The sequence below is a fragment of the Rhodanobacter sp. sgz306013 genome, assembly GCF_057031145.1.
In genome coordinates this window covers 1-12,149 of record NZ_JBXCIJ010000002.1, presented here as the reverse complement: position 1 = coordinate 12,149, position 12,149 = coordinate 1, and the positions used below count along the sequence as shown (strand labels likewise).

Sequence of the window (12,149 nt, the reverse complement as noted above, 5' to 3'; positions counted from 1 at the left end):
TTTCGCTGCCGCCTGCCCCGGAGAACGCCGATGCCCACCCGCCGCCAACTTGCCAACGCCGTGCGCGCCCTCGCCATGGATGCTGTGCAGAAGGCCAATTCCGGTCATCCGGGCATGCCGATGGGCATGGCCGACATCGCCGAAGTGCTGTGGAACGACTTCCACCGCCACAATCCGGCCAACCCGAAGTGGTTCAACCGCGACCGCTTCCTGCTTTCCAACGGCCACGGCTCGATGCTGCAGTACGCGCTGCTGCACCTGACAGGCTACGACTTGCCGATGAGCGAGCTGGAGCGTTTCCGTCAGCTGCATTCCAAGACCCCGGGCCACCCCGAGGCGCACGAGACGGTGGGCGTGGAAACCACCACCGGGCCGCTGGGCCAGGGCATCGCCAACGGCGTGGGCTTCGCGCTGGCCGAGAAGGTGCTGGCCGAGCGTTTCAACCGCCCCGGCTTCAACGTGGTCGACCACCACACCTGGGTGTTCTGCGGCGACGGCTGCCTGATGGAAGGCGTCTCGCAGGAGGCGATCTCGCTGGCCGGCACCTGGAAGCTGGGCAAGCTCACCCTGGTCTACGACGACAACAACATCTCCATCGACGGCGAGGTGCCGGGCTGGTTCACCGACGACACTGCGGCTCGCTTCGAGGCCTGCGGCTGGCACGTGATCCGTGACGTGGACGGCCACGACGCGGAGAAGATCAAGGCCGCGCTGGCCGCCGCCAAGGCCGAGACCGGCAAGCCGAGCCTGGTGATGTGCAAGACCATCATCGGCTTCGGCGCGCCGAACAAGGAAGGCAAGGAATCCAGCCACGGCGCCGCGCTGGGCAAGGACGAGGTCGCCGCCGCGCGCGACATGCTGGACTGGCGCTACGCCCCGTTCGAGATCCCCGCCGAGATCTACGCCGGCTGGGACGCCAAGGCCGCCGGTGCGAAGCACGAGGCTGAGTGGAACGCGCTGTTTGCCGACTACGCTAGGGCGAATCCGGAGCTTGCCGCCGAGCTGCAGCGCCGCCTCGCCGGGACGCTGCCGGAGAACTGGGCGGCCGCCTCGCAGGCCTGGGTCGAGAAGCTGCAGGCCGACGGCCCCGACGTGGCCAGCCGCAAGGCCTCGCAGATGACGCTGGACGCATTCGGCCCGCTGCTGCCGGAACTGGTGGGCGGTTCGGCGGATCTCGCCGGCTCCAACCTCACGATCTGGAAGGGCTCGGTCAGCGTCACCGAGACCAACCCGAACGCCAATTACATGCACTACGGCGTGCGCGAGTTCGGCATGACCGCGATCGGTACGGGCGTCGCCTTGCACGGCGGCTTCATCCCCTACGACGCCACCTTCCTAGTGTTCTCTGACTACGCGCGCAACGCGGTGCGCATGAGTGCGCTGATCCCTGCGCACTCCATCCACGTCTACACCCATGACTCGATCGGCTTGGGCGAAGACGGGCCGACCCACCAGCCGGTGGAGCACCTCGCCAGCCTGCGCTACATCCCGAACAACCGGGTATGGCGCCCCTGCGACGCGGTGGAGTCGGCGGTGTCCTGGAAGGCGGCGATCGAGCGCAGGGGCGGCCCGTCCTGCCTGGTGTTCTCGCGCCAGACCCTCAAGCACCAGCAGCGCAACGCGCAGCAGCTGGCCGACATCGCGCGCGGCGCCTATGTGTTGTCCGACCCGGCCGACACGAAGTTCAAGGCCATCCTGATCGCCACCGGCTCCGAGGTGGAGCTGGCGATGGAGGCCGCGCGCACGCTGGCCCAGCAGGGCGTGCCGGTGCGCGTGGTGTCGATGCCGTGCACCGAGATCTTCGACGCGCAGCCGGTGGAATATCGCGAAGGCGTGCTGCCCGGCTGGTGCCGTGCGCGCGTGGCGGTGGAGGCGGGCATCGCCGATTTCTGGCGCAAGTACGTGGGGCTGGACGGCGAGGTGATCGGCATGACCGGCTTCGGCGCCTCGGCGCCGGCCGAGCAGCTGTTCGAGTACTTCGGCTTCACCGTGGCCAACGTCGTCGATGCTGTGAAGCGTGTCGCCAGTTGATTGACGCGTCCCAGGACAAGAACGCCGCGGAATTTCCGCGGCGTTCTTGTTTACCGTAGGAGCGCACCCTGTGCGCGATGGCTCTGGCGCTTGAGCGAAGCCAAAGGCCACCGTGTGGGGTGCGCGCTCTCAGGCGTGGCGGCTTAGGCTGCCAGCAACTCGGCGAGATGCTGCGGATCGCGCGCCAGTTCGTGCGCACCCGCCAGCTCCAGCTCCTCGCGGCTGCCGAAGCCCCACAGCACGCCGATGCCGCGTACGCGGTTCGCCACCGCCCCTTCGACATCGAAACGGCGGTCGCCGATCATCGCGACCTGCCCGGGCGACGCGCCGAAATCAGCCAGGGCGGCAGCGATCATCGATGCCTTCTCGCTGTGCGGGCTGGAGGGGTCGGGGCCGTACAGTCGCGCAAATGCCTTGCCGAACGGCAGGTGCTCGATGATCGGCCGCGCGTGGCGTTCGGGCTTGCTAGTGACCACGGCCATGGCGTGACCGGCCGCCTGCAGCCGCCCGATGGCCGCCGGGATGCCGGGGTAGACCGCATGTTCGCGCCAGCCCAGCGTGGCGAAGCGCTCGTGGTAGTAATCCACCGCCGCCTCGATGCGTTCGGCGTCGTGGCCGAGCAACGGCGCGAAGCTGTGCCGCAGCGGCGGCCCTATCCACGGCCGCAGGTCGGCGGGAGCGGGCACGCCCAGCTTGGCCAGTGCGTGCCGGATGCAGGCCGTGATGCCCGGTTCGGAATCGATCAGCGTGCCATCGAGGTCGAACAGGCAGAGCATTACTTCGCGGCCCGGGCCTTCAATGCGGCCACCGCGGGCAGTTCCTTGCCCTCGAGGAATTCCAGGAACGCGCCGCCGCCGGTGGAGATGTAGGACACCTTGTCGGCGATGCCGTACTTGTCCACGGCGGCCAGCGTGTCGCCACCGCCGGCAATCGAAAACGCCGGCGAGGCGGCGATCGCGCGGGCCAGCGTCTCGGTGCCCCTGCCGAACGCATCGAACTCGAACACGCCAACCGGTCCGTTCCACACCACGGTGCCGGCCCTGGCGATCAGCTCGGCGTAGCGGCGTGCGGTCTCGGGGCCGATGTCGAGGATCATTTCGTCGTCCTGCACCGCGTCCACGGCCTTCACCGTGGCCGGTGCATTGGCGGAGAATGCCGGCGCCACCACCACGTCGACCGGCAGCGGCACCTCAGCGCCGCGGCGCCTGGCGTCGGCGAGCACCTTCTTCGCGGCGTCGATCAGGTCGGGCTCGACCAGCGAATTGCCCACCGAATGGCCGAGTGCGGCGATGAAGGTGTTGGCGATGCCGCCGCCCACGATCAGCTGGTCCACCTTGCCGATCAGGTTGTCCAGCAGGGTTAGCTTGGTGGATACCTTGGAACCGGCCACGATCGCCAGCAGCGGGTGCGCCGGATGCTCCAGCGCCTTGCCCAGCGCGTCCAGTTCGGCGCACAGCAGCGGGCCGGCGGCGGCGACAGGGGCGTATCTGATCACGCCGTGGGTGGAGGCCTGGGCGCGATGCGCGGTGCCAAAGGCGTCCATGACGAAGATGTCGCACAGCGCGGCATACTTCTTCGACAGCGCCTCGTCGTCCTTGCCTTCGCCCACGTTCATGCGGCAGTTCTCCAGCACCACCACCTCGCCGTCGGCGACGTCCACGCCGTCGAGGTAGTCGCGCACCAGGCGCACCGGCTTGCCGAGCCGCTCGCCCAGCCACGCGGCCACCGGAGCGAGCGAGGAGGCCTCGTCGAACTGGCCTTCCCTGGGTCGGCCGAGATGCGACATCACCATCACCCTGGCGCCGGCATCGCGCGCGGCCGCGATGGTAGGCAGGGCGGCATCGAGGCGCTGGGTGGAGGTGATCCGGCCGTGGTCGTCGATCGGCACGTTCAGGTCTTCGCGGATCAGCACGCGCTGGCCGTGGAGGTCGAGGTCGCTCATGCGGGTGACGGACACGTGGGAACTCCCGTGGTTCGGAAAGGGCTGCCGAGACGGCAGCAACCCCGTATTGTCCGACCCGCCCGGGAGCGATGCAAATTACACTGCGGACTTTCCGCGGGGGGGATTGCACCATGGCTACCGGTCTCGTGCTGTACGGTTACTGGCGCTCCAGTGCCGCCTATCGCGTGCGCATCGCCCTGGGGCTGAAGGGCCTGCCCTGGGAAAGCCGGCCCGTGCACCTGGTGAAGGACGGCGGCGAGCAGCATGCGGCGGGCTACGCGGCGATGAACCCGCAGCAGCTGGTGCCCAGCCTGCGCGACGGCGAACGGGTGCTGACGCAGTCGTTGGCGATCATGGAATACCTGGAGGAAACCCGCCCGGAACCGCCGCTGTTGCCGGCCGACGCGCGCGGCCGCGCGCGGGTGCGGTCGCTGGCGCAACTGGTGGCCTGCGACGTCCATCCGCTGGGCAACCTGCGCGTGCTGCAATACCTGGAACGCGAGCTGGGCGTCGACGAAGCACAGCGCGGCGCATGGTCGCGGCACTGGATCGCCATCGGCTTCACCGCGCTGGAGGCCATGCTGGCCGGCAACGCGGCCACCGGCCGCTACTGCCACGGCGACACGCCGGGACTGGCCGACGCCTGCCTGGTGCCGCAGGTGTACAACGCGCGGCGCTGGAAGCTGCCGCTGGACGACTATCCCACCCTCGTCCGCATAGACGCCGCCTGCCAGGAGCTGGAGGCGTTCCGCGACGCGGCGCCCGAGGCGCAGGCGGATGCGCCGGCGCCGTAGCGGCTGTCGCATGCTGTCGGCGGATAGCAGAGCAAAACGGCTTGCCTGATGTCATGAGCGTGCAGTCCTGCACGCTCATGACTCGCCGGGATCGATTGGTCGTCGATCCCGGCTCCGTCAGCCAATCGCGCAGCGATTGGCTGACGTGCGGGCCATCCGTGGCCCGCTTCTGACAGGCCGCTTGCGGCGGCCTGTCAGAACCCCATGCCGTAGGGATCGTTGCTGCCGCCCATCAGCGCGTTGCTGTCCGAGCTGCCGCCGCCCTCGGCGAGGCGGATCTTCAGCGCCAGGCCGTCGCGCGAGTCGGCCTTGTTGAGCGCCTCCTCCAGTTCGATGCGGCCTTCCTTGTACAGCCGGTACAGCGACTGGTCGAAGGTCTGCATGCCGTCCTGCAGGCTGCGGTCCATCGCCTCCTTCACCTCGTGGATCTGGCCGCGGCGGATCATGTCGCGGATCAGCGGGGTGTTCAGCAGCACTTCCACCGCGGGTATGCGACGGCCGTCCTTGCCTACTACGAGGCGCTGGCTGATCACCGCGCGCAGGTTCAGCGCGAGGTTCATCAGCACGTTCTTGTGCGCCGATTCGGGGAAGAAGTTGAGGATGCGCTCCAGCGTCTGGTCGGCGTTGTTGGAGTGCAGCGTGGCCAGGCAGAGGTGGCCGGTCTCGGAGAACGAGATCGCCGCTTCCATCGTGTCGGTGTCGCGGATCTCGCCGATCATGATCACGTCCGGCGCCTCGCGCATCGCGTTCTTCAGCGCCTCGTGGTAGGTGTGCGTGTCCAGGCCCACCTCGCGCTGGTTGACGATGGAGCGCTTGTGCCGGTGCAGGTATTCGATCGGGTCCTCGATGGTGAGGATGTGGCCCGCGGAGTTGGTGTTGCGATGGTCGATCATCGAGGCCAGCGTGGTCGACTTGCCCGAGCCGGTGGCGCCCACCACCAGGATCAGCCCGCGCGGCTCCATGATCAGGTCGCGGAAGATCGGCGGCAGCTGCAGCTGCTCGACGTTGGGAATCTCGCTCTTGATGGCGCGGATCACCATGCCCACTTCGCCGCGCTGCTTGAACACGTTGATGCGGAAACGCCCGGCTTCCTTCACCGCCAGCGCCATGTTGAGTTCGAGGTCGCGTTCGAACTGCGGCACCTGGCCCTCGTCCATCAGCGAGTAGGCGATCTTCTTGACCATGCCGCCCGGAAGCCCGGTGTTGCCGAGCGGGTAGAGCTTGCCCTCGACCTTGATGTTCACCGGGGCGCCGGTGGACAGGAACATGTCCGAGGCGCCCTTGTCGACCATCAACTTGAGGAAGTAACCGATATCCACGCCGAATCCCCTATCAGTGCTCGTTGCAATGAGCGATTGTGCACGCCCACAATACGCGTAGAAGCTTAATCAGGAATGCGTGATGGTGCACATCTCCCTTTCGTCGGCCGGACGTCCGACGCGCTCGCGGAAGCCCGCGCGCTGGCTGGCTCTGGCCACCCTGCTGGTTCTGGCCGGCTGCGCCAGCGTGCCCCCGCCGAACGAGGCGATGAACCTGGCGCAGTCGCAGCTGCAGGCCGCGCGTGACGCCGGCGCGGCCGATTACGACCCGGTGGATCTGGGCTTCGCCCAGGACAAGTTCCAGCAGGCACAGGGCGCGATGGCCGCCCGCAAGTACGCGCAGGCGGCCGACCTGGCCGCCGAATCGCGGGCGGATGCCGAGCTGGCGCGGGTGAAGGCCAACCTCGGTGCGGCGCGGGCGAAGATCCAGTCCAAGATGAACGCGAACGCCGAGTTGCGCGAGCAGGGCGCACAGGCCGCGGCGGCGGCGGCGGCGGAGTTCGCCAAGCCGCTGCCGATGCCGGCCACCGCCGGTTCGGCTCCCGCCCCGGCCGGCTCGGCGGCGTTGCCGCCCGCCGCGCCGCTGGAGGACATGCCGGCGCCCCCGGCCTCGGTGCTGTCGGCGCCGCCGTCCGGGCAGGGTTTCCAGACCGTGCCCGCGCAGAGCCCGCCTCAGCAGGGCCAGGATTCGAACGCAACGCAGGGCTTCCAGCCCGTGGGAGGCCAGCCATGAAGCGCGTCGCCACCCTGATGGCCGCCAGCCTGATGGCGCTCGGCATCGTCGGCACCGCGCAGGCGCGCCGGGACGACATCGATGTGAGCCGGCTGACCGGCAACCTCAACCAGCTCGCGAGCGATCCGGTACTGGGCAACTACGCCCAGGCCGAACAGGCGCTGGCGCGCAACGCGATCAGTCAGCTGGCGCAGGCCGATTCGAAAGAACGGCCGCATGCGCTGTACATCGCCGAGCGACAGGTGGACCTGGCCCGGGCTTCCGCCCAGTTGCAGGACGCCCAGCTGAAGCTGGCCCAGCTCGACCGCGAGCATGACCAGATCCAGCTGGAGAACACCCGCCGCGACGCCGAGACGGCACGACGCGAGCTGGAGCGCCAGCGGCTGCAGTACCAGATGGCGCAGGAAGAGGCGCAGCGCCTGCAGGAGCAGGGCGAGGCCTATTCGCAGGCCGCCGAGCAGGCCCAGGCCGAGGCGGCCAAGGCCAAGAGGCTGGCCGAGGCGCAGAGCCGGGTGGCCCGGGCCGCCAAGCGCGAGGCCGAACTGGCGGCCAAGGCCGCCAAGGCGATGCGTGCGCAGATGCAGCAGGGCGGCGGCAAGCCGTAACAAGCTGTTCCGACAGTATTTCATGGGGATTTCACAACGCCGCGGCAACTCGCCGCGGTCGTTGATGCGAAGGCTTGCGGCACTTTTCCGCGGGGAGTAGGGTCAACCCCATGGAGCCGTTCCGCTCCATGCCCGCCGGTCCGAACCATGCACCATTCCCTCGCCAGCGTTCCGCCCGCAACCGCTCAGCCGGTTCGGGCGGGCGAGAGCGTGCGCGCACGGATCGGATCCGGCGGAGGGGCGCGTTCCTGCGCCCGCATGCTCACTCACGAGGAGGTTGGATCATGTTCGAAAACCAGCAGCGTGATGACGTCGAGGCATTGATGAAGGCGGATGCGGAATTCCGCCGCCTGTATCAGCACCACCGGGAACTCGACAGCAAGGTGCACGACGCCGAGATCGGCGTGCTGCCGCTGGACGACGTCACCCTTTCCTGCATGAAGAAGGAAAAGCTGCACGCCAAGACGCGCCTGGAGCGCATGTGGGAAGGCCGCCGCCAGCTTTCCAGCTGAATCTCCGCGATCCCTGATCCCGACGGCCCCGGCAAGCTTCCGCCCAGGAAGATCGCCGGGGCCGCGACGTTTCTGCCGGGCCCGTTTCTGCCCGGCTTGTTCGCAACGCTCGGCTATCATGGGCTTTTCCCGGTTGCGCTGGCGCGCGCCGGCCAGCCATGCGACGGAGCCCCCATGACGGTGCAGCAAAGCGTTCTCGAACTGATCGGCCACACCCCGATGCTGCGCGCGCAGCGACTCGACACCGGGCCGTGCGAGCTGTTCCTGAAGCTGGAGAGCGCGAACCCCGGCGGCTCGATCAAGGACCGCATCGGCCTGTCGATGATCGAGGGTGCGGAACGGGCCGGCAAGATCAAGCCCGGCGCGATCCTGGTCGAAGGCACCGCCGGCAACACCGGGCTTGGCCTCGCGCTGGTGGCGCAGGCCAAGGGCTATCGCTTGATTCTCGTGGTGCCGGACAAGATGAGCCGCGAGAAGATCTTCAACCTCAAGGCGATGGGCGCCGAAGTGGTGCTCACCCGCTCCGACGTGGCCAAGGGACATCCCGAGTACTACCAGGACATGGCCGAGCGCATCGCCCGCGAGACGCCCGGCGCGTATTTCATCAACCAGTTCGGCAATCCGGACAATCCCCGCGCGCACATCGAGAGCACCGGGCCGGAGATCCTCGAGCAGATGGACGGCCGCGTCGATGCCGTGGTGGTGGGCTGCGGTTCGTCCGGCACCATGACCGGCCTGTCGCAGTACTTCGCCCGGACGTCGCCGCACACCGAGATGGTGCTCGCCGATCCGGTCGGCTCCATCCTCGCCCAGTACATCAACGAGGGCACGCTCTCCACCAAGTCGGCCAGCTGGCTGGTGGAAGGCATCGGCGAAGATTTCCTGCCGACCATCAGCGATTTCTCGCGGGTGAAGAAGGCCTATGCGATCTCCGACAAGGAGAGCTTCCTCGCCGCGCGCGAACTTTTGGCGAAGGAGGGTGTGCTCGGCGGTTCCTCCACCGGCACCCTGCTGGCCGCGGCGTTGAAGTACTGCCGCGAGCAGACCGCGCCGAAGCGCGTGGTGACCCTGGTCTGCGACACCGGCAACAAGTACCTGTCCAAGCTCTACAACGACTACTGGATGCTGGACAACGGCTTCCTCGAGCGTGAGCAGCACGGCGACCTGCGCGACCTTCTGCTGCGCCCGTTCGCCAAGCGCGACACCGTGGTGATCGGCCCGAACGAGCTGCTGATCACCGCCTACACACGCATGAAGCTGTACGACGTCTCGCAGCTGCCGGTGATGGACGGCAACAAGCTGGTGGGCATCGTCGACGAGTCGGACGTGTTGCTGCACGTGCACGCCGACGAGACGCGGTTCCGCGATCCGGTGTCGGTGGCGATGATCACCGACCTGCAGATGCTCGACGTGCGCTCGCCGATCGAATCGCTGCTGCCGGTGTTCGAGCGCGGCCACGTGGCGATCGTGATGGACGGCGAACAGTTCATGGGCCTGATCACCCGCATCGACTTGCTGAACTGGTTGCGCCGCAAGGTGAACTGAACGCTTCCGGGGCGTGTCGAAAGCGGAATGAAACGCGGGCGCGGCACAGTCGCCGTCTGCGTCGGCCCGCCCGGCCTGCGCCAACCAACCAGGAGCTTCCGTCATGTGTGGAATCGTCGCCGCCGCCGCCCAGCGTGACGTGGCACCCCTGCTGATCGCCGGCCTCAAGGCGCTGGAATACCGGGGCTACGATTCGGCCGGCCTGGCCGTGCTGGAGGGCGGCGAAATCCATCGCGTGCGCGCCAAGGGCAAGGTGCGCGAGATGGAAGCGCAGTACCTCGCCGCACCGTTCCCCGGCGGCACCGGCATCGCGCACACGCGCTGGGCCACCCACGGCGAGCCGAACGAGGCGAACGCGCACCCGCATGTCGCCGGCCGCGTGGCGATCGTGCACAACGGCATCATCGAGAACTACGCCAGCCTGCGCGAGGAGCTCAAGGCGCGCGGCCACGTGTTCACTTCCGAGACTGACACCGAGGTGATCGCCGCGCTGATCGAGGAACGCCTTGCCGGCGGCCTCACCCTGCGCGAGGCGGTGCTGGCCGTGGTGCGCGGGCTGGAAGGCGCCTACGCGATCGCCGTGATCAGCCGCGACGAACCCGGCCGCGTGGTGGGTGCGCGGCGCGGCGCACCGCTGCTGGTGGGCGTTGGCATCGGCGAGCACTTCCTCGGCTCGGATGCGCAGGCGCTGATCCAGGTCACCAACCGGATGATCCATCTCGACGAGGACGACGTCGTCGAGATCACCCGCGATCAGGTGCAGGTGTTCGGCCTCGACGGCCGTCCGGTCGAGCGCTCGGTGTACGAGAGCGAGTTGTCCGCCGACGCGGTGGAGCGTGGCGAATACCGCCACTACATGCAGAAGGAGATCTTCGAGCAGCCGCGTGCGGTGGCCGACACGCTGGAGTCGCGCCTGGGCGCGCACGGCGTGCTGCCGAACATCTTCGGCGTGGGCGGCGACGAGTTGCTGGCGAAGGTGCGCGGCGTGCACATCGTCGCCTGCGGCACCAGCTACCACGCCGGCATGGTGGCGAAATACTGGATCGAGGAATACGCGCGCCTGCCGGTCGCCGTCGAAGTGGCCAGCGAGTACCGCTACCGCGAGGCGGTGGTGCCGGAGGGCACGCTGTTCGTGGCGATCTCGCAGTCCGGCGAAACCGCCGACACCCTAGCCGCGATGCGCGAGTCGCGTCGCCGCGGCTACCTTGGCACGCTGGCGATCTGCAACGTGCCCGAATCCTCGGTGGTGCGCGAGGCCGACCTCAAGCTGATGACGCGCGCCGGCCCCGAGATCGGCGTGGCGTCGACCAAGGCGTTCACCACCCAGCTCGCCGCGCTGGCGCTGCTGTCCCTGCGGCTGGCACGGCAGCGCGGGCTGGACGATGCGCGCCACGCCGACCTGTGCGCGCAGCTGCAGTCCCTGCCGCGGGTGATCGAGCGCGCGCTGGCGCTGGAACCGCAGATCGTGGAACTGGCCGAGCATTTCATCCCGCGGCACCACGCGCTGTTCCTCGGCCGTGGCGCGCAGTTCCCGGTGGCGCTGGAGGGCTCGCTCAAGCTCAAGGAAATTTCCTACATCCACGCCGAGGCCTATCCCGCGGGCGAGCTCAAGCACGGCCCGCTGGCACTGGTGGACGAGGACATGCCGGTGGTGGCGGTGGCGCCGAACGGCCCGCTGCTGGACAAGCTGAAGTCCAACCTGCAGGAAGTGCGCGCCCGCGGCGGCGAGCTGATCGTGTTCGCCGACAGCGACGCGCCGATGGACGGCAACGCCGCGCGCGGCCACCTGCTGCGCATCGACGGCGGCGGCAGCTTCATCGCTCCAGCGGTGTTCACCGTGCCGTTGCAACTGCTCGCCTACCACGTCGCCGTGCTGCGCGGCACCGACGTGGACCAGCCGCGCAACCTCGCCAAGTCCGTCACTGTGGAGTGAGTCGCCTGCACTGCGGTACGCGCCTGGTGTCTACCGACAATAAAGTTCCATCCCGGACAATAAAGTTGGATCTTGGACAATAAAGTTGCGAACTGGCGGCTGCTGCTAGATCAGCACGGGAGTCCCACAGGCTCTGTCCGGGAGGCCGTAGATGTTTGACAAATCCGGGAGTCCATCGGGGGAAACTCCGAACGTGAGCCGCCAAGCACACGAAACGGATAGTCCCGATGGACGAGTACGAGAGCTTGAATCACACGCAGTAGGGATGCTTGTGTCGCGTGGTGTTCGTCCCTAAGTGTCGACGCCGCACGCTGTATACGCAGTTGCGCCAGTACCTTGGGGAGGTGCTTCGTCGGTTACCTTCCCAACTGGCTTGGAGGCAACGTCAATGCGTCTGATGGCTGGGAGGCATCAAATGCGAATCCTAACCGGCTGCTGAGAAGCGCTGCGCCGTGCCGATCTTCCCATGTGCACTGCTTTGAGACGATGGCCGTTGGACGCGATTTTCTGCCCTGTGGACACGCGTCTTTCGTCTTTACTCAGGTCAGCGATGGTTTCCGCCATTCCCCGATGCCACCAAGCAGGATCAGGTTATAGGCGGGGCAGACCTCTAGCAGGCTGTCGAGAAACCTCCGCGCATCGCCGCGGTCATAGACGCTCTCAATCACTGACCGCTTGATCCGATGCGCAGCCCCGACGTCCAACAGCTTGGCATGTTTTCGTACGTATCGGTCG

Annotated in this window: 11 protein-coding genes; 7 read left to right on the top strand and 4 right to left on the bottom strand. The window is 67.8% G+C overall.

Translation table 11 applies throughout. The features are described 5' to 3' along the window. The first annotated feature begins 30 nt into the window (after positions 1–30). A complete protein-coding gene (gene tkt / locus AC2EWF_RS05045) occupies positions 31–2,031 on the top strand; it encodes a transketolase (protein WP_483638277.1) in 2,001 nt (666 codons plus the stop codon). A gap of 143 nt (positions 2,032–2,174) precedes the next feature. On the opposite strand, the gene AC2EWF_RS05040 is transcribed toward tkt, so the two are convergent. Both AC2EWF_RS05040 and AC2EWF_RS05035 read right to left on the bottom strand, forming a co-directional pair. After that, positions 2,175–2,807, bottom strand: coding sequence for an HAD hydrolase-like protein (locus AC2EWF_RS05040; RefSeq protein WP_483638276.1), 633 nt, complete (start codon positions 2,805–2,807; stop codon positions 2,175–2,177). Beyond that, a complete protein-coding gene (locus tag AC2EWF_RS05035) occupies positions 2,807–3,988 on the bottom strand; it encodes a phosphoglycerate kinase (protein WP_483638275.1) in 1,182 nt (393 codons plus the stop codon). The genes AC2EWF_RS05040 and AC2EWF_RS05035 overlap by 1 nt, the downstream gene beginning before the upstream one ends. Before the next feature lie 116 nt (positions 3,989–4,104). Here AC2EWF_RS05035 and maiA point away from each other — a divergent pair, with 116 nt between their 5' ends. Continuing rightward, positions 4,105–4,767 carry a maleylacetoacetate isomerase gene (maiA, locus tag AC2EWF_RS05030; protein ID WP_483638274.1) on the top strand — a complete coding sequence of 221 codons (663 nt, stop codon included), beginning with the start codon at positions 4,105–4,107 and terminating at the stop codon, positions 4,765–4,767. 194 nt (positions 4,768–4,961) lie between these two features. Here maiA and AC2EWF_RS05025 read toward each other — a convergent pair whose 3' ends face one another. Continuing rightward, positions 4,962–6,086: a PilT/PilU family type 4a pilus ATPase gene (locus AC2EWF_RS05025; protein WP_483638273.1), complete on the bottom strand. Its 1,125-nt coding sequence runs from the start codon at positions 6,084–6,086 to the stop codon at positions 4,962–4,964. A gap of 82 nt (positions 6,087–6,168) precedes the next feature. On the opposite strand from AC2EWF_RS05025, the gene AC2EWF_RS05020 reads away from it, so the two are divergent. From AC2EWF_RS05020 to glmS, 5 genes are all read left to right on the top strand, one after another. Then, positions 6,169–6,819, top strand: coding sequence for a DUF4398 domain-containing protein (locus AC2EWF_RS05020; RefSeq protein ID WP_483638272.1), 651 nt, complete (start codon positions 6,169–6,171; stop codon positions 6,817–6,819). Next, positions 6,816–7,424, top strand: coding sequence for a hypothetical protein (locus tag AC2EWF_RS05015; protein WP_483638271.1), 609 nt, complete (start codon positions 6,816–6,818; stop codon positions 7,422–7,424). The genes AC2EWF_RS05020 and AC2EWF_RS05015 overlap by 4 nt, the downstream gene beginning before the upstream one ends. 284 nt (positions 7,425–7,708) lie before the next feature. Next, positions 7,709–7,936, top strand: coding sequence for an HP1242/YdcH family protein (locus tag AC2EWF_RS05010; protein WP_483638270.1), 228 nt, complete (start codon positions 7,709–7,711; stop codon positions 7,934–7,936). Between the two features lie 174 nt (positions 7,937–8,110). Next, the gene (locus tag AC2EWF_RS05005; protein ID WP_483638269.1) at positions 8,111–9,481 is read left to right on the top strand and encodes a pyridoxal-phosphate dependent enzyme; all 1,371 of its coding nucleotides are present in this window, start codon (positions 8,111–8,113) and stop codon (positions 9,479–9,481) included. Positions 9,482–9,584: 103 nt separating this feature from the next. Then, entirely contained in the window at positions 9,585–11,414 is a 1,830-nt protein-coding gene (glmS, locus tag AC2EWF_RS05000; RefSeq protein WP_483638268.1) for a glutamine--fructose-6-phosphate transaminase (isomerizing), read from the top strand. A gap of 539 nt (positions 11,415–11,953) precedes the next feature. Here the strand turns inward: glmS and AC2EWF_RS04995 are convergent. Next, positions 11,954–12,149: hypothetical protein (locus AC2EWF_RS04995; protein ID WP_483638267.1), on the bottom strand; the 196-nt coding region annotated here is incomplete at its 5' end.

Excerpts from the sequence above, each read along its gene's own strand:
- tkt (WP_483638277.1), top strand. The coding sequence starts at position 31 with ATGCCCACCCGCCGCCAACTTGCCAACGCCGTGCGCGCCCTCGCCATG.
- AC2EWF_RS05040 (WP_483638276.1), bottom strand. The coding sequence starts at position 2,807 with ATGCTCTGCCTGTTCGACCTCGATGGCACGCTGATCGATTCCGAACCG.
- maiA (WP_483638274.1), top strand. The coding sequence starts at position 4,105 with ATGGCTACCGGTCTCGTGCTGTACGGTTACTGGCGCTCCAGTGCCGCC.
- AC2EWF_RS05020 (WP_483638272.1), top strand. The coding sequence starts at position 6,169 with ATGGTGCACATCTCCCTTTCGTCGGCCGGACGTCCGACGCGCTCGCGG.
- AC2EWF_RS05015 (WP_483638271.1), top strand. The coding sequence starts at position 6,816 with ATGAAGCGCGTCGCCACCCTGATGGCCGCCAGCCTGATGGCGCTCGGC.
- AC2EWF_RS05010 (WP_483638270.1), top strand. The coding sequence starts at position 7,709 with ATGTTCGAAAACCAGCAGCGTGATGACGTCGAGGCATTGATGAAGGCG.
- AC2EWF_RS05005 (WP_483638269.1), top strand. The coding sequence starts at position 8,111 with ATGACGGTGCAGCAAAGCGTTCTCGAACTGATCGGCCACACCCCGATG.
- glmS (WP_483638268.1), top strand. The coding sequence starts at position 9,585 with ATGTGTGGAATCGTCGCCGCCGCCGCCCAGCGTGACGTGGCACCCCTG.